Source organism: Aquimarina sediminis, assembly GCF_002895435.1.
GTDB classification, from domain to species: Bacteria; Bacteroidota; Bacteroidia; order Flavobacteriales; family Flavobacteriaceae; genus Aquimarina; species Aquimarina sediminis.
In genome coordinates this window covers 39,646-63,029 of record NZ_POYJ01000015.1, presented here as the reverse complement: position 1 = coordinate 63,029, position 23,384 = coordinate 39,646, and the positions used below count along the sequence as shown (strand labels likewise).

General features: G+C 34.3%; 23 protein-coding genes and 1 CRISPR repeat array. Of the genes, 12 read left to right on the top strand and 11 right to left on the bottom strand.

What is annotated here, in order from left to right:
* Positions 1-47 precede the first annotated feature (47 nt).
* The 12 genes from C1X07_RS22565 (at position 48) to C1X07_RS22530 (ending at position 10,103) form a co-directional block, all read left to right on the top strand.
* The gene (locus C1X07_RS22565; RefSeq protein WP_103072319.1) at positions 48-611 is read left to right on the top strand and encodes a hypothetical protein; all 564 of its coding nucleotides are present in this window, start codon (positions 48-50) and stop codon (positions 609-611) included.
* Positions 612-1,191: 580 nt separating this feature from the next.
* Positions 1,192-1,467, top strand: coding sequence for a DNA-binding protein (locus C1X07_RS22560; RefSeq protein WP_103072318.1), 276 nt, complete (start codon positions 1,192-1,194; stop codon positions 1,465-1,467).
* A gap of 529 nt (positions 1,468-1,996) precedes the next feature.
* Positions 1,997-3,163: an HlyD family secretion protein gene (locus C1X07_RS22555; protein ID WP_103072317.1), complete on the top strand. Its 1,167-nt coding sequence runs from the start codon at positions 1,997-1,999 to the stop codon at positions 3,161-3,163.
* 588 nt (positions 3,164-3,751) lie between these two features.
* A complete protein-coding gene (locus tag C1X07_RS22550; protein WP_103072316.1) occupies positions 3,752-5,959 on the top strand; it encodes a peptidase domain-containing ABC transporter in 2,208 nt (735 codons plus the stop codon).
* A 536-nt stretch (positions 5,960-6,495) separates the two neighbouring features.
* Positions 6,496-6,819, top strand: a complete 324-nt coding sequence (locus tag C1X07_RS22545) for an HTH domain-containing protein (protein ID WP_128755371.1) — start codon at positions 6,496-6,498, stop codon at positions 6,817-6,819.
* Between the two features lie 182 nt (positions 6,820-7,001).
* Positions 7,002-7,151 carry a hypothetical protein gene (locus C1X07_RS25160; protein WP_164914241.1) on the top strand — a complete coding sequence of 50 codons (150 nt, stop codon included), beginning with the start codon at positions 7,002-7,004 and terminating at the stop codon, positions 7,149-7,151.
* A 36-nt stretch (positions 7,152-7,187) separates the two neighbouring features.
* On the top strand, positions 7,188-7,328 hold the full coding sequence (locus C1X07_RS25155; RefSeq protein ID WP_164914240.1) for a hypothetical protein: 141 nt from the start codon (positions 7,188-7,190) through the stop codon (positions 7,326-7,328).
* 300 nt (positions 7,329-7,628) lie between these two features.
* The gene (locus tag C1X07_RS25150; RefSeq protein ID WP_164914239.1) at positions 7,629-7,775 is read left to right on the top strand and encodes a hypothetical protein; all 147 of its coding nucleotides are present in this window, start codon (positions 7,629-7,631) and stop codon (positions 7,773-7,775) included.
* A 215-nt stretch (positions 7,776-7,990) separates the two neighbouring features.
* On the top strand, positions 7,991-8,158 hold the full coding sequence (locus C1X07_RS25145) for a hypothetical protein (RefSeq protein WP_164914238.1): 168 nt from the start codon (positions 7,991-7,993) through the stop codon (positions 8,156-8,158).
* Positions 8,159-8,202: 44 nt separating this feature from the next.
* Positions 8,203-8,349, top strand: a complete 147-nt coding sequence (locus tag C1X07_RS25140) for a hypothetical protein (RefSeq protein WP_164914237.1) — start codon at positions 8,203-8,205, stop codon at positions 8,347-8,349.
* Positions 8,350-8,711: 362 nt separating this feature from the next.
* Positions 8,712-9,188 (top strand): hypothetical protein, encoded by a 477-nt coding sequence (locus tag C1X07_RS22535; RefSeq protein ID WP_103072313.1) that lies wholly within the window; start codon positions 8,712-8,714, stop codon positions 9,186-9,188.
* Between the two features lie 18 nt (positions 9,189-9,206).
* Entirely contained in the window at positions 9,207-10,103 is an 897-nt protein-coding gene (locus tag C1X07_RS22530; protein WP_241507315.1) for a hypothetical protein, read from the top strand.
* A 50-nt stretch (positions 10,104-10,153) separates the two neighbouring features.
* Positions 10,154-12,022: a CRISPR direct-repeat array (repeat unit 46 nt; unit sequence GTTGTGAATTGCATTCAAAATTGTACTTTTAACTAGGATTCACAGG).
* Positions 12,023-12,092: 70 nt separating this feature from the next.
* On the opposite strand, the gene cas2 is transcribed toward C1X07_RS22530, so the two are convergent.
* From cas2 to C1X07_RS22475, 11 genes are all read right to left on the bottom strand, one after another.
* Positions 12,093-12,440, bottom strand: coding sequence for a CRISPR-associated endonuclease Cas2 (gene cas2 / locus C1X07_RS22525; RefSeq protein WP_103072312.1), 348 nt, complete (start codon positions 12,438-12,440; stop codon positions 12,093-12,095).
* Positions 12,433-13,329 carry a type II CRISPR-associated endonuclease Cas1 gene (gene cas1 / locus C1X07_RS22520; RefSeq protein WP_103072311.1) on the bottom strand — a complete coding sequence of 299 codons (897 nt, stop codon included), beginning with the start codon at positions 13,327-13,329 and terminating at the stop codon, positions 12,433-12,435. Before cas1 ends, cas2 begins: the two co-directional genes overlap by 8 nt.
* Before the next feature lie 4 nt (positions 13,330-13,333).
* Complete coding sequence (gene cas9, locus C1X07_RS22515; protein ID WP_103072310.1) at positions 13,334-17,482, bottom strand: type II CRISPR RNA-guided endonuclease Cas9; 4,149 nt, start codon at positions 17,480-17,482, stop codon at positions 13,334-13,336.
* Positions 17,483-17,815: 333 nt separating this feature from the next.
* Positions 17,816-18,403 (bottom strand): hypothetical protein, encoded by a 588-nt coding sequence (locus C1X07_RS22510; RefSeq protein ID WP_103072309.1) that lies wholly within the window; start codon positions 18,401-18,403, stop codon positions 17,816-17,818.
* An 11-nt stretch (positions 18,404-18,414) separates the two neighbouring features.
* The gene (locus tag C1X07_RS22505) at positions 18,415-19,209 is read right to left on the bottom strand and encodes a hypothetical protein (protein WP_128755369.1); all 795 of its coding nucleotides are present in this window, start codon (positions 19,207-19,209) and stop codon (positions 18,415-18,417) included.
* Positions 19,210-19,443: 234 nt separating this feature from the next.
* Positions 19,444-20,211 (bottom strand): YwqG family protein, encoded by a 768-nt coding sequence (locus C1X07_RS22500; RefSeq protein WP_103072307.1) that lies wholly within the window; start codon positions 20,209-20,211, stop codon positions 19,444-19,446.
* Between the two features lie 190 nt (positions 20,212-20,401).
* Positions 20,402-20,782, bottom strand: coding sequence for a hypothetical protein (locus C1X07_RS22495; RefSeq protein WP_103072306.1), 381 nt, complete (start codon positions 20,780-20,782; stop codon positions 20,402-20,404).
* Positions 20,783-20,788: 6 nt separating this feature from the next.
* Positions 20,789-21,331: a DUF2199 domain-containing protein gene (locus C1X07_RS22490; protein WP_103072305.1), complete on the bottom strand. Its 543-nt coding sequence runs from the start codon at positions 21,329-21,331 to the stop codon at positions 20,789-20,791.
* Positions 21,332-21,435: 104 nt separating this feature from the next.
* Positions 21,436-22,137, bottom strand: a complete 702-nt coding sequence (locus C1X07_RS22485; RefSeq protein WP_103072304.1) for a suppressor of fused domain protein — start codon at positions 22,135-22,137, stop codon at positions 21,436-21,438.
* A gap of 52 nt (positions 22,138-22,189) precedes the next feature.
* On the bottom strand, positions 22,190-22,408 hold the full coding sequence (locus C1X07_RS22480; protein ID WP_103072303.1) for a hypothetical protein: 219 nt from the start codon (positions 22,406-22,408) through the stop codon (positions 22,190-22,192).
* 111 nt (positions 22,409-22,519) lie between these two features.
* Complete coding sequence (locus tag C1X07_RS22475) at positions 22,520-23,353, bottom strand: DUF695 domain-containing protein (protein ID WP_164914236.1); 834 nt, start codon at positions 23,351-23,353, stop codon at positions 22,520-22,522.
* Positions 23,354-23,384 lie beyond the last annotated feature (31 nt).

Sequence of the window (23,384 nt, the reverse complement as noted above, 5' to 3'; positions counted from 1 at the left end):
ATAACAAATACTGAATACCGAAGTAGCGGTCACTGAGCGTAGTCGAAGTGAAAGCGGGCTTCGACTCCGCTCAGCCCTCGGGAGTGAGGGCTTCAAAAAATAAACAATTAAAAACAAAAAAAATGAAAGAAAACAACAGAATTAGTAAAGTGCTTACCAAAGATGAAGTCGAGGCGATACAGCAAAATATCAAAGCCCTAAAAGAGCCTTTGAGTTTTTTATTAAACCTAACGCCCAATGAGCGTAAAAATCTACCCAAGATCAATAGCGCCAATAAGATTTTTGCAGAAGATAGCATTCATATCCTCGAGGGCAAACCCAAATGGATACCCGAAGCACTTACTGCAGAAGAAGCCCGTAAGGATTTAAAGCTTTTTGAACAATTAGACCCCGTTATTCTGGAGTTAGAAGGTCTGCTACGCCAAATGAAAGATACCCAGATGATTGTAGGTAGCGAGGTATACAGGGTGGCACTATCGGTATATAGCCTGGCCGATGCCGCCCGAAAAATGCCGATGGAAGGTGCACAAAGCGCACACGAGCTGTTAAAAGCTCGCTTTACACAGAGTGTTAACCAGTCTACAACCAATGAGGGCGATACCCCATTATAAATATAGCCAACCACAAAAATCGGTAGTCCTATATCAAAAAACATAGGTCATAGTACAAAAAAAGCAGGATCGATAGCAAAAATGCCAGAATCACCAAGTAATGAAGTGGGTGCTCCTACAATACCAAGTGGTCAAACTGACAAAGTAACCCCAAGCTCCCAGTAATGAAGTACCCCAACTGACAAAGTTACGTGAAGCTTTAACAGTTAAAGTACCCCGGGGTACTTCTTAAGTGGGTAGGGGTACTTGGGTAAGTGGGTAGCTTTAGATCAGATGTTGGGTATCGCAGTGTAAGAATATCAAATGATGAATACAGAATATTGAATAATAAAGAAGGTGAGGTCGGGTGCCGGAAGCCAGATGTTGGAAGTAACAATGTCACACTGAGCTGTCACACTGAGCTTGTCGAAGTGTTGTCGAAGTTCAACTGAAAAAGAAAGGTTCGACTCCCTTCGACAGACTCAGGATGACATGCTAGCTAATACTAAAAAAACAAGGGAACCTCTGTCCTCCGACCTCGGACTTCAGTCTTCTGACCTCCAATACATAATATAAAACAACATAGCAAAAGGAAAACAAAATGGAAATTATTATCAAACAAGTTGAGATTATAGAACGAATGGATCGACTTATCCGTATGCGGGCAACAGGAGCGCCAGAAGATTTTGCTTTTCGGCTAGATATCTCTAAAACAAAACTCTATAGAATGATCAATATCATGAAATCACTAAAAGCACCCATCGCATATGATATTACGATACAAAGTTTTGTCTATGAGGAAGCAGTTGGGTTTTCGTTTGGGTTTTATAGAATGGAGCAAAGCGCTTTGAATAAAAGCTTGAGACCGGGAGTCTGAAGATGGAGGGGTTGAGATTTGAGGTGTGAGGTCGGGAGTACAAAATAGTTGTACACCAAGGAGCCTTACCCTTCGAGAGCCTCAGGGTGCGATTTTTTTACGCCACATCCTCTGGGCGAGGGCTGAGGCACTCGAAGCCCGATGGTGGGAACTCGAGGTCAGATGTCCAAAGTCGGGTGCTCAGCTCTGATTGTGGATAGTTGAAACAAAAAGATACTTAGCGGTCACTGAGCCCTTCGACTAAGCTCTGGGAACACGTAGCCGAAGTGAAAGCGATATTGTATTGTGTAAATCACTACTGAGGAGTGGTATTTGGCATCGGTCATCGGACTTCCGACATCGGACTCAAAAAAAAACCAAAAAAACAACCCAATTCCAAAAAATGAAACTAGCTACCGCTATACTTGTACAACAATAAAAAAATAAACACCTATGATATATATAATAACCAACCTTGTTTTAGAATATACCACTGTATTGATCGATCATTTTACTGTGGTATATCAATTTATTAGCAACTATCACTAAGATGAAACAGTTATTTCCCAAAGAAATTATAGAGCATACTGTAGAAGTACACCAGTTTGCGCATAACAACAGGAGCAAAATGATTTATACAACCATACTTACTGCTTTTGTTATTGCCCTGGCACTTTTACCCTTTATCAATATTGATATCTATACTACGGCAAGAGGAATGCTAAAACCTGGTAAGGAACGAGTGGCTATCACTCCGCTTCAATCGGGCACAGTGGTTTTTGCCGACATGGTTGACAATCAAAAGGTAAAAAAGGGAGATACCTTGCTTATGGTCAATACCACTTTGGTAAAAGAAAAAATTAAGAGATCAACTACACAGATTAAAGAAACAGAACAATATATAAAGGATTGCGAGTATTTGATCAATACCCCTACTCCAAAATTGAGCAAGATAGCATCGGCGCGGTATCAAAAGGAATATTTGTATTTCACCCAAAAATTGCGGGAGCTACGCACCCGTTTTAAGAAAACAAAAACAGATTATCTACGCACTAAGAAATTGTATACAAAAAAGGTGATTGCCAAAGTAGATTATGAAAACAGTGTTTTTGAGTATCGACTGGCAACTGCAGCATTACGCCAATATCGAAAACAACAAAAAAGTAATTGGCAAGTGGCAGTAACAGAATATCATAATACGATCAGAGAATTAAAAAATGGAGTATCACAATTAGAGAAACATCAAGAGGAACTAGTGGTAACAGCTCCAATAGACGGTATTCTCAAAAATATAATGGGAATAGCCTCTGGGAGCCTGATTGCAGGTGGGACTACTATTGCCGAAATATCCCCCGATACAGGACTGATCGCAGAGTGTTACCTGTCTCCATCTGATATAGGCTTGGTGAGTACAGATAGATCTGTAAATTTTCAGATCGATGCTTTTAATTATAACCAATGGGGACTGGCTACAGGAAAAATTATGGAAATCAGCAAAGATGTAGATATGATTAATAACCAACCTGTTTTTAAAGTACGTTGTGCTATCAACCAGAATCATCTGCAACTCAAAAATGGTTTTAAAGGAAGTTTAAACAGGGGGATGACTTTTAGCGCACGATTTCAAATTGCAGAACGCACCTTATTTGAATTATTATACGATAAAGTCGATGATTGGTTTAATCCATCTAGTCCTACAATAGCAGAGCATAGTTGAGTGATGGTAGAAGTCAAAGGTCGGGTGTCGGAAGCTTGAAGACGGAAGTCCGAGGTCAGATGTACAAATATAGTTGTACGCCAAGGCGCCTTACCCTTCGAGAGCCTCAGGGTGCGAATTTATTACGCCATATACGCTTATCGAGGGCTGAGACTCTCGAAGCCCGATGGCGGAAACTCAAAGTCAGATGTCCGAGGTCGGATGTCAGAAGTGAAATGATCAAACAATGTCACACTAAGCTATCATGACGACACATAGCGGTCACTGAGCGTAGTCGAAGTGAGAGCGAAATTGTATTGTGTAGATCACTACTGAGGATGGTATTCGGTTTTCATAACATCGGACTTCGGCTACGCTCAGCCCTCGGGTTGAAGATAGAATAAACAAAACGACAATTAGCGGTCACTGAGCCCTTCGGCTAGGCTCAGGGAACACGTAGCCGAAGTGCAAGCGGGATTTAGGAAAATGTTTTTAATAACTATGAGTAAAAAAAATAAAGCCAAGAAGATAGGAGATCAAGGTTTGTTGTGGTAGGTAAACTTTGCATCTCTGCTTCTTTAAACCTTTAAACCTTTGAATTTGAAAAAAATGTCGAAAACAAAAATAAAACAACACGATATTACAGATTGCGGGGCGGCTTGCCTGGCATCGATATCGGCACATTATAAACTACAATTACCCATTGCCCGTATTCGGCAGTTTGCCAGTACCGATAAAAAGGGAACCAATGTATTGGGGCTCATCGAGGCTGCCGAAAAATTAGGATTCGAAGCCAAAGGAGTACGTGGTGATCTGGGTAGTTTGTCTAAAATCCCTAAACCTGCCATTGCCCATGTGATTGTTAACCAAAAATTGCAGCATTATGTAGTGATCTACGAAGTAACCCGAGAGTATATCAAAATTATGGATCCGGGAGACGGTAGATTTCATAAAAAAACATATCAGGAATTTACTGCAGAATGGACAGGAGTATTGGTACTACTATTACCCAAAGAAGATTTTATAGCAGGTAATCAAAAAGTATCTGTATTCAAGCGGTTCTGGTTTTTACTAAAACCTCATAAAGGAGTATTGACACAGGCATTTATAGGCGCACTAATCTATACCTTATTGGGGTTCTCTACCTCTATTTATATTCAAAAACTTACAGATCATGTGTTTATAGGTACCAGTACCAAACTGCTTAACCTGTTGGGGATTGTCATGATCGGATTATTGCTTTTAAAACTTGTGGTAGGAGCCTATAAAGATGTTTTTCTGATTAAAACCGGGCAGCAGATTGATGCACGACTTATTCTGGGATATTATAAACACTTGCTAAAACTACCACAGCAATTCTTTGATACCATGCGCGTAGGAGAGATCATTTCCCGAATCAATGATGCTGTAAAAATCAGGAATTTTATCAATGGGGTTGCGCTGGATCTTACCGTTAACGTTTTGATTCTGATCTTTTCTTTTGGGTTGATGTTTACCTATTATTGGAAACTGGCATTAATCATGCTGGCAATCATCCCCGTATATGCCATCATTTATATGATCACCAATAGACTAAACAAGCGTACTGAACGAGGGATCATGGAAAAATCGGCAGAACTAGAGAGTCAATTGGTAGAATCCCTAAACTCGGTAGGTACTATCAAAAGATTTGGGCTTGAGGATTTTGCAAATATCAAAACCGAAACACGATTTATTGGATTGCTAAAAACAGGATACAAGTCTGCATTAAATAGTGTATTCTCTAACTCAAGCACAGCTACCATAGCCCAGTTGTTCACTATTATTTTGTTATGGAGTGGCTCTTTTTTTGTAATTCAAAAAGAAATTACCGCTGGGGAGTTGATGGCTTTTTATGCGATCATAGGATATTTTACCAGTCCTGTTGCCAGTCTGATCAGTGCCAATAAACAGGTGCAAAATGCCTTGATTGCCGCAGATCGCTTGTTTGAAATTATGGATCTGGAGCGAGAAGAAGATGCCCAGAAGGTAAAACTAACTCAACAGAATATAGGAGATATCCATTTTTCTAATGTAGGGTTTAGATACGGATCCAGAGTAGAGGTTTTTAAAGATTTTACACTGACTATTCTCAAGGGAAAAATTACCGCGATTATTGGGGAGAGTGGTTCTGGTAAATCTACACTGATGTCACTTTTACAAAATATATATCCTATACAAAAAGGTAAAATCTCTATAGGAGATCAGAATCTAAAACATATCGAGAGCAGCAGTCTAAGAAATCTGGTGAGTGTAGTACCACAAAAGATAGATCTCTTTGCGGGTAATGTAATCGAGAATATTGCGGTAGGCGAATTTGCTCCCGATGTAGAACGGATTATAGAGGTATGTAAGACGATTGGGATTCTGGAATTTATAGAAACCCTCCCCAATAGTTTTGCTACCTATCTTGGAGAAAATGGAGCTACCTTATCCGGAGGGCAAAAACAACGAATTGCTATTGCTCGGGCTTTATACAAAAATCCTGAAGTATTGGTATTAGACGAGGCAACCTCATCACTGGATAGTACGTCTGAGAATTATATCCAAAAAGCAGTACAGAACCTACGAGATAGAGATAAAACGATTATCATAATTGCACACCGATTGAGTACTGTAGTGAATGCTGATACCATTGTGGTACTAGAAAAAGGAAAAGTGGTAGAAGAAGGTAACCATGATACACTATACTTAAAACAACAAAAATATTATGAATTATGGCAAAAGCAGATCCCTGGAAGGGTTGGAAGCTCGAGGTCAGATGTCCGAGGTCGGGTATCAGAAATGAAATGTGAATAGTAATGTCACACTGAGCCTGTCGAAGTGCTGTCGAGGTGAAAGCCGGATTGAATTATTCAGATTATGAATAAGATTAGTATTTGGTTTTCATAGCATCGGACTTCGACTTCGCTCAGCCCTCGAATTGAGGATAGTTTAAGCAAGACAATACGTAGCGGTCACTGAGCGTAGCCGAAGTGAAAGCGAAATTGTATTGCTCAGGTTATTAATAAGACTGGCATTCGGTTGTCATAGTATCGGACTTCGGCTTCGTGTTCCCTGAGCCTAGTCGAAGGGCTCAGCCCTCGGATTGATAATAATTTAAACAAAAACGACACATAGCGGTCACTGAGCGTAGCCGAAGTGAAAGCGGAATTGAATTGTTCAGATTATAGGTAAAATTGGCATTCGGCTGTCGAAGCACTTTGATAAACCGAATGTGAAATAAAAAAACTAAAAAAGGTCAGAAGTCCGAGGTCAGAGGTCAGATGTACAAACTTTGCATCTCAGCGTCTTTGCCTCTCTGCTTCTTTAAACAAAACAAAAAAGAAAAAACAATGAATATCATTATCAAACACATAGAACTTATAGAGAGAATCGATCAACTCATTCGCTTGCAAGCCACGGGATCACCAGAAAAACTGGCATCAAGACTGGGAATATCTAGAGCCAAGGTATATCGGCTTATTGATACGATGAAAGAGCTAAATGCTCCTGTAGCTTATGATTTTGCCTGCCAGAGTTTTATATATACCAAAAATGTGCATTACCGTTTTGGCTTTATCGATAGTGAGCTTGATCATAACGAGATCCGATCTATTAATGGCGGATCATATTTGGCTGGATTGGGCAAACGATTTTTGATCACAAAATTTGAATAAAAAACCAATATTTATGATAGCGTCTCAAAAAATGAGACGCTGATCTTGTAGTATTGTAGTATATAAAGAATGGCGCAGTTCTTTATCCCGTTGTTGCAACAACAAAGACTTGTCTACTTGATTTGACGAAATCATTATGGACTTATTTTTAAAACAAATATTAATTATTTAAAATTTTCAAAATGAACTCAAAAAAATTAAATTTACAAGAACTTAGTGTAGCTGAATTGAATGAAACAAATGGTGGTGGACTTATCCCCGCACTGGCTCTTACTGTAGCCATTGGTTCTTTCTTTTTTAATGCTGGATATCAGTATGCTGCTGCACAGTAAACTGATTAAAAAAACGTTTAATTAAAATAATGAATTATGAGTTTTCTTAAAAACCTTTCGCAAGCAATAGAACCAGTAACTCCAGCCAAAATCATATGGCTAGTGGTGATTAGCATCTTACTTTTTATGTTCTTCTTTTATTTAGGTTTTCAATATAGTGCAGCACAAGGAATTTAAAAATTGATGCTTTATTTCTTATGAAAGATTTGAAAACTTAATTTTAAACTTCAAATATGAAAAAAGATAATAAAACTCAGGAATTGAGCATGAAGGAATTGACTGAAATTAATGGGGGCTTTGGATTATTAGTCTTACCAGTTATAGCGTTTCATGCTGGATATACTTATTTCCAATTGATACATTAGTAAAAACTAATTAAGTATATAGAAGAGACTGTTGTTGTATAACAGTCTCTTTATATTTGATAGCTATTAAAGTAATCTTTTAGATAATTTTTAATTTAAAAATGATTAAAACATGAAAATCAAAGCAACTATTTTGGATGGAATTTCTAAGTCTATCAATAAAATGAGTCATTTAGAATTTGTTACAATTGTTCTAGGAGTAACAATGATATTAATGTATATTGGTTGGGAGTTAGGTGTTGCTTATGCAAGGATGTAATTGATACGACACCTCTTCTATGGCAAGTAATTTCAATATAAAATAAAAACTTGATATGAAGCTAGTAATGAAAAAGAAAGAAAGGACAATCTATTATTGGTTGGTCGTTATTGCTTTTTTAGTTTTTTTTCATGGTATGTAGGAGAAAAAATCGGTCGTCTACTATTTAATCTTTCTTACTAATTTTTGTAGAAATATTAAACTCATAAAAAATTATGAAAAACATAAATGGAACATCTATATTAAGTATCGGTAGTATTATATCGGTTATTGGTATCATATTGCTTACACTTAAAGTTTCTTCAATACTATATATGACTGCTTTTGCTTTAGGATTATTGCTTATGGTTGTAGGTGTTATACTTAAAGCAAAAAAAAAATGACACTGCACTTTAAGGTCGTTATAAAATAACCATAAAAAGAAATTATGAAAATCAAGGCAAATATTTTAGATGGAATTTCTAAGTACATCAATAAAACGAGTCATTTAAAATTTGTTACAATTGTACTAGGAGTAACAATGCTATTAATGTATATAGGTTGGGAGTTAGGTGTTGCTTATGCAAGAATGTAATTGTTAGCATGCTTCCCATCTATACTATAACAAAACCATATTATAGATTAAAGAAAATATAAAAAAACCTCTTTTTAATGATTAATAAGAGGTTTTTTTTTACCCTTATTATACATTGTTCAAACCTAGGCAATGTAGTTTAGTTAAGGATAATTTAGAATTTCTTGTCACACTGGGTTGTCACACTGAGCCTGTCGAAGTGCTTCCAAGTTCGTGTTTTCTAATGTCTTCGACAGGCTCAGACTGACAATTAAAATCGTTAACTAAATGACATTGATAATCCGAATTACTTTTTTAGCACGTCTCAAAAAATGAGACGCTTACTTACTATCATTGTAGTATAAACTATGATACTAAAAAGAATGAGTAAGGAGTATTCGACCATGCTAAAGGTTCTCAAGCATTTTTCGGGATTAAACAAACTAGATGCTTTTGATCTTTTACATAAAATGGAAGTCACACTGTTTTATGCTTCAAGTCCTATAAATACCAAAAACCTTAAGCAAATCATTTTATCTGATATAGAAAAGGTAGATTGGATTGATCCATTTCATTTTACTTTTCTACCCAATGGCAATCTATGTGAATTTACAGGATCAAATAATTGGTTGCAGGTGTATAAAGAGAAGAATAGATTTTTGCCCAACTGGGGGATGTTTAGGGTGTATTACTTTAAAACGGTCTATGCGCCTTTAGAACTAAGAAAACTAACCAGAAAAAACTTGCTGGGAGTAGTCAGAGGAAAAGATAAAGAGAACAAAGTACAAGAGTTTTTAAGGCAACATCGTATTACCGCAAATAATAGTATGACTAATCGTTTATTGGTATTGGATTTGTAATATTGGTCTATAAAACAGATGGATAATAAACAAACAACGACCCTTATAAAAACACTAGCCATGAAAATAGTACTAAGGCTATTCATCTTAGCCATCGCGATGACAAGTTGTAAATCAGATCTTGAAAAAAACCATAAGGATTATACACTTATCGAGGAAGGAGGAATATTTGTTGAAGTGTTTGATTCTACAAATGTTAAACTTACTAGGTATACAGACAACAATACTATTTATAGAAAAGAACTAGAGTTCATATATTCCTACGAACATATTACAAAAGATAATAGCAGATACTATTTTAAAGAAGACCCATCTATAGATAACTGGAAGCATTCCTGGAAGTTTGTTGCTGCCGACTCAATAGACAAAAATACCATTCTAGAGGTTAAGATTAAGATAAATCCGGGACTAGAACCTATGACACAATTTGAACCACACTATAATCAAACAGTAGCTCAATATGATTATTTAACCAAGGATAAATCATCTGCTTTTAATTCGATGTCGGGTATTATAGAAAATGAAAAAAACGTATGGATGCATCCACCACGGGATAAATATTTTAGGATTCTTGAGTTAAATCCTTTTCCGTACATACAAACTCCTTTTGAAGTTGGAAATACATGGACCTGGAATTTGGATATAGGAGATTTTTGGGCAGACAAAAGATGGTTAACCTGGAAAGGAGGAATTGAAAATAAGTATATTTATAAAATAACAGATAAAAAGAAGATAAATACGGCTTTTGGCAAATTAGAGTGTTATACTATTGATGCCACAGCAACAAGTGGGCTAGGTGAGACCAAATTAACTTCACTTTTTAATACCGAATATGGTTTTATTAAATTACTTTATACAAATATTGATGGGAGTAAGACCATATTGCAACTAGAAAAAGTAATAAAAAGTGAGTAAGGAAAATACCTAAAACCATAAGTAAGAAACAAATTGAAGCTTATTTCTTGGTTGTAAAATGCATTCAAAGTTGTATTTTTAACTAGGATTCACAGGAAAACTCAAATCTTTTGATATTAGGATCATGTTGTGAATTACATTCAAAATTGTACTTTTAACTAGGATTCACAGGTTTTGTAAAAAATGGTGTGAGGTTCAAACAGTTGTGAATTGCTTTCAAAATTGTACTTTTAACTAGGATTCACAGGTCTTTAATTGAACACCTGCTGCGCCTGTTTGTTGTGAATTGCATTCAAAATTGTACTTTTAACTAGGATTCACAGGCAGTTTCCAGATATAGGAATTGCAAACATGGTTGTGAATTGCATTCAAAATTGTACTTTTAACTAGGATTCACAGGAATCCTTGAAAATGGAGTCTTTAGATATAAGTTGTGAATTGCATTCAAAATTGTACTTTTAACTAGGATTCACAGGTCTAAAAATTTGAAATGCACTCATGTTTTAGTTGTGAATTGCATTCAAAATTGTACTTTTAACTAGGATTCACAGGAAATGGTAAAAAAGAACCACAACAAAATAAGTTGTGAATTGCATTCAAAATTGTACTTTTAACTAGGATTCACAGGGTAGTTATCAAGTCTACCAATCCAGAACTAGTTGTGAATTGCATTCAAAATTGTACTTTTAACTAGGATTCACAGGAATCCTCTTTGTACTAACTATAGTGTCTCTGTTGTGAATTGCATTCAAAATTGTACTTTTAACTAGGATTCACAGGTCTAAGAAGTGTACTGTTTTCATAGTAAATGTTGTGAATTGCATTCAAAATTGTACTTTTAACTAGGATTCACAGGATAGTAAAGGAATCCGATCCTAGAATTAGTGTTGTGAATTGCATTCAAAATTGTACTTTTAACTAGGATTCACAGGTGATATCATCACTTAAGCCTTCATGACCTAGTTGTGAATTGCATTCAAAATTGTACTTTTAACTAGGATTCACAGGTTATTAAATCATCTGAAAACAACATTAAAAGTTGTGAATTGCATTCAAAATTGTACTTTTAACTAGGATTCACAGGAATCCAGAGATATTTTTATTTAATAGGACTGTTGTGAATTGCATTCAAAATTGTACTTTTAACTAGGATTCACAGGTTTACGTTTTCGAATATGAAAAATCTAGGAGTTGTGAATTGCATTCAAAATTGTACTTTTAACTAGGATTCACAGGGAATTAAAAAAAGGATATCAAGGAAGTTCAGTTGTGAATTGCATTCAAAATTGTACTTTTAACTAGGATTCACAGGTCAACCATACGTAATAACATTTGATCGATTGTTGTGAATTGCATTCAAAATTGTACTTTTAACTAGGATTCACAGGGGGAGTGCTGTGTGAAATAATAAAAAGGCTGTTGTGAATTGCATTCAAAATTGTACTTTTAACTAGGATTCACAGGCTTTTTCTGCTATGAAACAGATGGCTGATGTTGTGAATTGCATTCAAAATTGTACTTTTAACTAGGATTCACAGGATTGGTTAGCATCTAGAAGTATGCCTGGCCGTTGTGAATTGCATTCAAAATTGTACTTTTAACTAGGATTCACAGGTGATGATGAGGTTTGGAGTGAAATATCTGCGTTGTGAATTGCATTCAAAATTGTACTTTTAACTAGGATTCACAGGTCATCAAGATCAAGATGTACAGAAGAGAGTGTTGTGAATTGCATTCAAAATTGTACTTTTAACTAGGATTCACAGGAAACATTAATGAATTAGATGTATTATCTGAGTTGTGAATTGCATTCAAAATTGTACTTTTAACTAGGATTCACAGGAGAGGGGAATTATTCGATTAATACGATTGGGTTGTGAATTGCATTCAAAATTGTACTTTTAACTAGGATTCACAGGATACTCTTTATAAACTACTGATATCCTGTGCCCTAAGCGATATTTTAGAATTAAAAAACCAACTAACAAGTTAGAAAAGCTCTAGTTGTTGGGATGGTTTTTCTGGTTCTACCTCTTTTTGACCATGAAAGAGTTCCATCATCCCGAATTGTTTATCGGTTATTTGCATAATCCCTACTTTTCCTTTTTTGGGTAGCGCATTCTTTGTTCTTTTGGTGTGTACTTCTGCATTTTCTCGAGACGCACAAAACCTCATATAAATACTAAATTGAAACATAGCAAACCCATCATCCAATAAGTTTTTTCGGAATCGATTAGCGGCTTTTCGTTCGGTTCTGGTTTCTGTTGGTAAATCAAAAAAGACTAATACCCACATACTTCGATATTGATTAAGGCGTGAAAAATAGTCTTCATTCATATTCTGGGTATAAAATCTTACGACTACTACCTAAAAAGCACTCATATAAAGAGTTGGTGGTTCTGCTCATCGCTATCATTAGAGGGCTTTTTTTGCCATCTATTTGTACATCTATCGTAGGGATTTTTAATAAGATCGATTTTAGGTCTCCAGAAAGTTCTTTATACTCTTTAAAAGATTGAGTGATTTCATACACCATAGCGTCTACATATATACGATAAGGCTCCATAATATCATCGGCAAGGCAGAACGCATTATATTTATTATGATGAAAAATCCCAACAGATGGTAACATCCCACTGCTTATTAGTGCTCTTGCAGTGACCGCTCGCAATACGGCATATCCATAATTTAGCAAATTATTAGGAGGAACTCCTTTTTGATTGCGGCTAAATTCTTTTATAGCAAACAAATTTTGAAAATAATAAGCTGCCGCTATAGCTTCATGGTTTCCTGCATCACCACTTTTTACCTCTCCTGCCCACCGGGTTAGTTTTAATCCATTTTTACCATACTTGATTAGATGCATGGCTTGATTACGTATTTTGACACTTATGGTTTGTTGCCATAGATTTTTCTTGAGAGGTAGACTGGCATTGAGTTGATACCGTATTCTTTCGGTTTGCTCGCTATGACCTACCAATGGTTGTAAAAAAGAACAAGGTAAATGCTGCTTATCACATGTAATGACTGCTGTTTTGTTTTTTATTAACTTAGTCAACAATCCATTGGTAATCGTTATTTGTGGGTTTTCTAAAACTATATATCCCAAATCTTCTATAGGTATAGTAACTTCATCTCTATTCTGCTTGGGGAAATTGATGATCAATTGCTCGTGTTTAGTGCTTAAGTAAGCAGGATTTCCGAAAAAAAGAGTACGCTTAATCATGATATTAATATTCTCCTGTTTGAACGATTTCTCCTAAATGATTTAACCTTACTTTTACGATACCATGAAGATGTCCTAAACTTTTAATGGGTTTCCAGGTAATATCTTTTAATTCTTTATTATCCCTTAGTTCGGTTTCCAAATGATGCCTAAAGACATAATCTCTAATAGAAGAATTACCATAAGATACTTTTGAAAACTTTTGCACTCTGTATAAATGCTTACTGATTATTCCGTTGTTGGAAGGGTCTAGTAAGTCAACTTGTAATGGATCAAAATCTTTTGAAGGAAAAACAAACACTTCATTTTGTTTGAGGGTACATAGCAAAGGGAATCCTTTTTCAGAATTAGAATTCACGATAGGTACTCTTTGACTTTTTCTTTCTACAGCTTCAAAAAAAGTAACGATCTCATCATCCAGATTTCCCTTGGAGTCATGATAGATCGCAACATGGTGATTATTACCTGTACTTACATAATCAACAGGGATGGGTTTGCCTTGGTCATCTGCTATGTCTTTCCCATGATGATCCTTTGCATAGTGCAAAGGTTCGGCATTACTAACTCCGGTTATTTTTGCAGATTTGATGACTATTCCTTTTTCTTTATTAAACCAAATAGGATAATCTTCAAGATTAGAAAAGGCTTCTTTGGCATTTCCTCCAAACTCTACCAACCGATCATTTAGTATTTTTCGTATACCGAGGTCTACTACTTTGTTAATACTTTTTAAGTCTTTAAAATTATCAGGAGTAATATTTTTGCGAATAGTAAACTGCGATCGAAGTGTTTTTGTTTTTATTACTTCGGGAATAGTTTTATTTGTATTTTTTATAACCACAGGATTTTTGGATAGACTGTTTTTGCCTGTAAATGCTTTTTTGGGATCCTTATCAAAACTTAATAACCTGTTAAACAGTGCTTCCTTATAGTCTGGATTGGTAATGGTTTGGATTTTATGTTCGTCAAATTTTCCATTTACTTTTTCTTCTTTGATTTCATAAAAACCAGATCGCCCATAGATGGTCTCTTTGTGCAATTGCCCTCTGGGGGTAAGCTCTGTTTTGTGAATAAAGTTACCCTTGCCTTTAACTTTTATTTTATTCTTATTAAGGGTCACAACTTTGTTTTTTGCTTTATGAGATATCAAAATTGATTGTAAATGTTTTTTGGATTCTTCTCTAATGTTCTCAAAGGGTTTTTCGAATTTTCTTCCTCCCTCACCATTGCGATAAGTATATTTTTGTTCAATACCATATATAACACTATTCTTTTCTCCTTTGGCATTCATATTATTTAGATATTGAATGTATGCAGGTTTTGTAAAGGCTACCGTTATGGCATCCATAGCATGATGTCTATGGTCATTGCGTTTTGTCCAGTCTTTTATACGAGGGAGCTCTTTTCCATGTTTGTTTTTTTGATAGTAGGTAAGCCCCAAAGCCGAATATTTATCCCAGGCTAATTCTTGCAGAACATTAATCAATTCCCAATCGGATCTCAATTTGGCAGTAATAGTTCCCGAAGTCGTTGTAACAGTCCTGCTAATCTTTTTTAATAATTCTGTAGCTTTTTTGGCGATATAGGCAGAGTTACCCAGATCCCGATTTAAAAAATCATCTGGGATATCCGATTTTGTCATCAATAACTTTTTGCGTTTTCCGTATTTGATATCTTTTTTAGAAAAAATTTCCTGTATCCTGGACTCAAAATCATTTTGCCAGCCTTTTCGTTTACAATAGTCAAAAGCTGTTTCGTTTCCTTTCTCCAGATTTATATCTCTTAATTCTAATGTTTTATTAGAAAATGAATCATCAAACAGTACTGATTGTGGTATAATATGCTCTATATCAAATTTATTAGTAAATAATTCTTCTGGTCGAATGTAAGTGCCCGAGTATAATGTTTTGAAACCTATCGATTTTAACTCAAGGTATAATTTATATTTTATCAAATCTTTTCTGCTTACATATGGTAACCCAAATTCTTCTTTAATTTTTTCGCGATACTTTTGATGCTCTTTGGTAGTTTTTGCAATAACCGAAGTCATCTCTTTACGTTGAGCAGCAGTTTTTTTGAGCTCTCTGGCGAGTTCTACTCTTATTTCGTCAGGACGTCCCATTTGAGGGTGAGCAAGTATGGCGTTGACCACATTGATCATTTGATTCAATATTTTTTCTACTACAGGATTCCTTAATGAATTCTTTTTTAGAAGTGTTAAGGTATTATCTAGTGAGCGGTTTTCATTTTCTGCGGTAGTCAATGAGTGCGAATGATTGTACCCTGCCAGTTTACATGCCTGATCATAATGGTTGCCATTTTCTAAAAACGGATAGATCTTTCGTAACGCTCTAACACTCAGATTCCCATAATCCTGTTGAAAAACTACTGAAGTTAATAACCTGGTATGAGATTCTTTAAACCCATAATTAGTTTGAAGCTTTTGTTTAAGACTTTCGATACCGGTAGACGAATTATCATCTTCATAAGAATACAATAAATGCCATAATTGATAGGCAGGTTGTTTACTGAATTGATTTCCTGTAGCATACATATCCAAAGTCAAAATATCTTTATGAATTCCTATTTGTTGAAAACACGCTTGTAAGTTTTCTAAAATGGTAGCGGCTTCGGCTCTTTCAAAATCAATGTTATCATACCCTTCTATGGCTAGTATTTGGCGATAAATTTTAAAAAGACTTGCCTGTGTGCGATTTCCTTCAATCTTTTTTAGGTTTACCTCCCAGTCTTTAGGTTTTTCTGGGGATCCCTGAAATATCCATTTTAGTAACTGAGCTGATGACCAGAATTCTGTCATGTTTAACTCTTGAAACAATAACGCTTTGGTATCTTCATCTATGGTGTATTCTTCATTACTTTCTTTTCTAGTGATTCTAATATTGTTGATGTTTTGTAATACCTTGGCTTGCTGAAATACTGGTGATGACTTTGGAGCTACTCTCGGTCCAATATTTTTTTTCTTAGTGACTCTATCTACTGTTACATTTTTTTCTTTTCCTTCGAATTCGCAGATACTGATAAGCCCTTTTTGAGATTTTAAATTTCTTTGATAAAAAATTGTAATATCTCGCACTGATTTTTTTACCGCTGCGGTAAGTTCTGGATAATACTTGGATTGCTCTTTCCATATGGCATCAAACTCATCCATATAATCCTGCCTGTAAAACACTTGATTTTTGAGAGAACCATGAGGGTTTTCCTTTAGAAAGTTATATTGGTATTGTCCAACTGTAATATTGTTAAAAAAAAGCGCTTTACTACGATCGCTAATTGCCCCTAAGTAGCCACTAGACTGATTAATCTGGTTATTAATTTCTATAAGAGCAAAGACTAATTCTCGTATCTCAATTTTTTCAGAAACTCCTATGTTTCTCCATTGGTATTGTTCTAACTTTTTGTTTTTTCCTTTATTTTCTGCTTTTTCAATACCTAATGTTTTTTTAAAATAATTCTCAGTCTGAGTCTTATTTTTTCCTTTAAGGTTCTCTTTATGTTGTTCTGTTAATAGATCTGGATAAAACTTTTTTTGGGTCTTCCATATAGTATCAAATTCATTTTGTAAATCTGATCGATAATACTCGGGTAATTGTTTTTTACCCCCGACAAGTAACTTATAAGAATATTGCCCCGGTGTAAGGTTGTTATTGTATAACTCTTTGGCTACAGCCATGCCATCTATTAATTGACCTTCTTCTGGGTTGATCGCTTTACGACTACTTTTATACCCTCTCTTTTTATTGATCATTAATAATACCTTTGCAAAATCTTCTTTGGATATCTTTTGCAAAGGAGCTTTTGCTCTCAAAGCATAAGTACTGTGTGTAAGGGCTCCATCTTCTGAAAGAAATTTTTCTTGATCCAAAAACTTTATCTCCTTTAAAATCTGCAGAAGAGCTTTTCTTCTTTGTTTGTATCGTTGCAAATTTCGACGAGCTCCACGCTTTGATGTTCTATCTGCATTAATTGTAATGCTATTTCCTTTTTTAAAGTCATTTTGCTCATCTGTACTTAATGGAATAACTCTAACTCCTGTTTTTATAATAGATGATTGTTCTTTACTATCCTCTGCTTCGTTTACAAAAGCCCAACCAATAGATGTTGTCCCCAGGTCTAGCCCTAAAATATGTTTCATAGATGATTTGTTTGGTTGAAAATAAGAAACCCTGAAATATTTACATTGTGGATTTCCGTATTGTACTTAAAAAAGAATCGCAGATAAAATAGGGGTGAAAACTAATCTGGATTCTTTTGAATGATGTCATGAAATTACAACTATATAAAAACCAATAAAACTTTTTTATTCTGTTTTTTTTATTAATTTTAGGGAACAATTTTGAAAGCAATTCACAATAAGGATTATTCCGTTGTGAAAACATTTAAAGCGGTCTATTTAGATCGCTTTCTTTTTTATAATAACATTTCTTATTACTCAAAAGAATCATCCTAAGGTAACCCAAATCATCTTCTATTTTATCACTTGAACCAAATACACAATCCCAAATATCCAGCCGATATACAAAGCGGTATAGCTTAGGGCATATACAGAGGAAAACCAAATATCCCCTTTGGTATCACGTGATTTACTAAAAACAAGTTTCAAGGCTCTAAAAAAAATCCAGTATAGCATTGCCAAAATGATAAAGATAGAAAACCAAAAAATTGCTTCTAAAAAAATGAGTAAGATGACGAAAAGAATGGTCATGCCGATCCAGAACAGTACAGACAGAATAAGTGCACCTATCCCCTCTCCGACATCAATATCTGGCATATCTGATATATCAGGAGTTGTTCCAGAACTAGGCAAATAATCACCAGTCTTAAAACTTTTAAATTTTGGAAAATCATTAATAAGCCTAATCCCAGTATACAAACCGTAGGTCATAAACAAAAATAGTGCTGTAGCAATAACCCCTAAAGATCGATAAAGGTTAGCAGTCAAACTCCTGTTATAATGTATCCCGCTCCAATACACAGTGAGAATGGTAACGATGATAACTAAAATCGAAACAATAAAAACCGATTTCCCTTTTAGATATGTTGGTTTTGTTTTCAAACTCTTTGTTTCTAATTTTCTTTCCAGCCATTTGTTTTAGCAATTAATTCTGGATAAAGACAAGATGATTTTCCGTCTTGGGATACCAAAATTCGGATTACGTCTCCAACTGCTTTATTATTGGTTAAGGCAAAATTATTCGTTCGCGATTTATCTACTTTATTTTCCCCATCATAACCATCATATTCATAATGTACATCCATAGATAGTCCAAATTTTGAAAATGTGAATCCTCTATTATGGCTTATCGAAATTATTTTACCTTCCCTAACTCTTCCAGTTTTATAAAGTCCAATTTCTTTTTTAATGCGTGTGTATAATACAAAACAAAATACTAATCCTATTACCAAAAAAGGACTGGCGATATAATAAATAAAATCCATACTAAATGAATATTGCTCATATCCAAGTACAATAGATTTTTCATTAAAGTGCTTAATTGCAATGACATCTCCCTTCTTAAGACCCTCTATTTTTTTGGGATCAAAAACACTAAATTTAGAATGTCTTTTTTGTCCATCCAAATCAAATTCATAGATTAAAACTGTAGGATTATCACCATTTATAGTAACATTTCCTATTGGTTCAATATCAATTAAAACTGCATTTTCTTTTATTCCATTAGATGCTATTTCTTCAACATTTTCGACATAAGGAAAGCTATTTTTTATAGAGCTCATCATGAAAACAATAGGAATGAAAAGAAATAATGAAAATGCAATACCCTGAAATGCAAAAAGTAATAATCTGGGTCTAAGCTTAGCTCGTTGCCAAATGATCTTAAGGTTAGTTTTTCTATGTATCAAAATTGTTTATTTATGTTGTCTAACAATGTTCTAAAGTTTTATATCCTATACATACTTATCCGCAAATCTAACTGGTTTTAAGGTATGAAGCGAATTTTAGTAAAAGTAGCTATATAAAAATTCACAAAACAGATCTACCAATTATCTAGCTACCCCTGATATCATGTTATAGTACTCTTTCCTTTTTTCAAGGTTTTTTAAAATATCTATGAGTGTTGATGTGCTATACGTCTATCAACAACAATCCCAATAGAAATAAGCTTTTGAAAAATCCTTTTTGACAAGATGTTCTTTGCTTATAAAAATATGTCCTACTCCACTATCACCAAACATTATATGGTCGTCAACATCAATTTGTAAAACCTGAACATCATCACTTTGACCGGCATTGTAATCTCTAGGATCTGATTGTGTAAATTCGGCATATCCACCTATTTTGTGTCCTGCGGAGTTAAAATATTCTCCAAATTCTTTCTCTTGTTCTTCAGTTAAGCCCTCAGTAAAATCCCAATAGTCCTTTTCATCAAATAGAAAATCAAATTGCGAATCCGTTGAACCTCCATGATCAATCCCTTTTTCAAACGAGAGTTGGTGAAGCTTATAAACAGGCATTTCTTCATAATCTTCGATAGAAAGAAATGAGAAGTTATCTAATACCGGTGTATTTAAATCTTCTTTTGAATGATAAATTATAGCTGAATCTTCACTATACCAATCGGTAGATGAAAGAAAAAGTTGCAATATTCCATGTTCGGGGAAGTATTCAAGTCTGGGGATCTGCTCAAAATTAAGTTGGGCAACCATGATCATTGGTTTTCCATTTCTATCTTTAGGGTATTCTTTTTCTTTTGGAAAGAAAGGAGTTCCTAAAAACTTACTGTCCGTTAACCCTAAATTATCTTCAAGAAGTTTTTCCTTTCTTGGTTTTGCGGTTATACGAACAAATTCTCGTTCGTATTTTTTTAGGTCGGATTCAAATTTCTTTAAGAAGTCGGGAATCATTACGATTAATTTTCATTGAATTGTATTCTTAGGTATATGTCTTAATTCGGTAAAATGTTACCTTAGGTTTCATTTTTCTATAACAATGATTACAATATTTTCATTGGATACAGGCAATCGGCTACCATAACAGTAAACAAATTATTTGATGAATAACCTATCAGTCGTGATGTGTTTTTCTTTACCCTTTTCATTGTTTACTATTCTCAAATTCAGATATTCTTTGCCTTATAAGCTTTGACTCCTCATAGCTCACTCTTAGTTTACGTAAAGAAAAAGAATATTGCTGTTCTGAGGTATTAATTTCAAAGGATGGTTTGATTCCGTTGTATACCACTTTTTCAGTACCGGTTAAGGTTCTGTTTTCGATAATCTTATTCCTGATAATAAAGAGTACCCGTTGTTCTGTAAGAATTAAATAATCTATTTTTCTTTTGATTAAAAAGTAAACAAAAGTCAAAACAGACAATTCTCCAAAAAAACTTTCTAAAAACGTTTCTTCAGAATCTTTTTTGAGCAAGATGACCCCATTTTCCTTTTTGATTAAGGTGTCTATTTCTTTTTTAGTCATTTAAATTTAGTGTTCATCAATATTTTTTATCATTTCGTTTATCCGATTTTCGGCTTCTTCTTTTGAAATCCCATGGTAATAATCTCTAACAAATGGATGATCAACATCTTTGTGCGGAAAAATTTCTGGTCTGTTATTCCCTCTTTTTGTCATTACATCACAAGGGATTGAGGATGTATCTCTATATTCAGGAATAGTATTACATAGCCAACCAAAATAGCCTGTTTCGTGATTCGTATTATTGTAATTTTCTTTATAATCAGAATAACTTTTTTCACTTAGAGAAACCCAAAGACCATATTCCAGAATTTCACATGCGTCATTTACTTTTTGTGTAAGTGTTACTCTTATAAATCGATCAACTTGATCTTCGTAATGAATTTCACAGAAATCTGAATCTAATTTTCCCATGTCCAACTTTTCATTATCAGAAAGGTTATGATAGTTTGAAGGGGATTTAAAAGTTAATGCAGGCCATTCTGAATGTACTTGCCCACATTCTGAACATTTCAATCCTGTTGATTTTTTCTTTTTTCTTTTCCAGAACATTTATTTAGTATTATTACAACACCTACCCAAATCTCGATGATGTAAATTAAATAGATTATTGATCTTAGGTAAAAAAAGAATGAAAATTTTTCAGTTTAGGCGGTTTAACCTCCAATAAACCTATTCCAAAATCTCTTTTTAGGGATTAGATTTTTTCTATTCAAATCCAGTACTTCTTTTCCATTTGCTTTTATTAGTAAATCTAATAGTTTACTATACCCATTTTCTATTTTAAATTCGATCTCGTTTTTATAGAGAGGAAGAATATTATAGATGTTTATTTTTCGTCCGTTTTTATGTATTTCTGTAAAATCTTTTCCGAATGTTACAGAAGGAAGGATTAAGGCTCCTGCAAATTGAGTATCCGATGCATAAGGTGTTAAGTCTTCTTCTGCCTGAATAGTATGCCCTATACCAATCCAGGTATCATAAAAGTGTGGAAACTTTGCAGTCCTTTTAAGAATTGAAATAATCCAATCATTTTTGTTTTCTCCAGAGTAAATTTCTCCGAATTCAATACTTTTTGGAATAAGCATCATCAATTCGGCAAACTCCAATTCCTTTGGATTTTCGGCTTGCTCTGAAACATTCATTTTTAAAGTACTCATCCCTGAAGTCAAAAGTATATTGAATGATGAATTTTCAGGCTTTATCAAATAAACATCAAGATGTAAATCCAAAGTTGGAATTTCATGGAAGACAGAGATTGAATTATTATCATAAAACTTACTTAAATGGTCATCAATCCATTCAGTATGTTCGTGATACTGTTTTCTATTCGAGAACGGATTTATGTATTCTGCCATTTGATTTTTCTTACGTATTGGTTGCTAATTTTAATATATCGATAAATCAAGTTTACTTTTCGCTTTTGCGTTTCTTTTTCTCTCCAACAGCCCATTTTTTTATTTTCTCGTTCAAATCTTTAAGTCCAATTCCACCAAGAAGCATTCCAATTGGCATTCCGATTATGGTTCTCCAAAACTCTTTAGGATTCCGTTTGTAATCAGGTAAATATGCCCAGTAAAGAAAAATTACAAACAGGATTATGAAGCCAGTTATTATAATATATTTCATATCTCTTAAAATATTCCATTATTAATACTTAATCCAATAATAATTCCCCGCTCCCATTAATCTGTAAGTAGTAGGGTGTTATTCTATTGTATCCATATTGCCAGTAGTGTTTTATTCTTTTTCAACAGAGGTTTCCCATCCATCATAGTCTCCGTTATATTCTTGTGCTTTTTTCCTTAATACTGATGTTATCGGATAGATAGAATTAATATCAACTTTATCCACTCTCCAAAATTGTATTTCAAACGGAGTAGACTTGTGCTCAATCTGGCTTGAGGACTGAATTTGGAAACCCTTTTTTGTAAGTTCTTTTTTAAAAGATTCCATTTCCGATTCATTTTTAAAATAAGCCCAATGATCTACTCGTCTTGCTTTACTCAAATTATCTCCAGCTTCTTGTAAGTTTTTTATAACACTTTGGTCTCCGAGATACTCTAGAATTTCATCACTGGGATAAAGAAATTCTTTGTAATAAGTCCATTCTTTATCTTCTTTTAGATTTATGTAGTTTTTGTAATCAGGATAATTAGAATCATAGAATTCTTTTACTTTGTTTTCAATACCCTTGTTTGATTTGAGGTAAAAATATTCTAATCTCTGAAAATTATACATAAATGAACCAACAAGAATGCTTTCATTATTCCCATTCAAAAGTTCCACCAATTCATCACCCACTTTGTGTAATACTTCAAAGGTTTTACCTTCAGGAAAACCATCTTCTCTTGTACTTTTATATGTGAGTCCAGTAACTAATACATAATCATATTGAGGTATCGGCGTTTGATTAGCAATATCCATTCTCACAGTTGTTGATCCTGGCTTGTTTTCATCATAGGAAGCAATGTAAGATTGCCAATTTTCTGCTTGACTCTGTCCAAACGAAAGAATTGTATAGAAAGTAAGAGATAGTAGAAAAAATATTTTTAGTTTATTCTTTTGTTGCATTATGTACATCGTTTAATATATGTGTCATAGA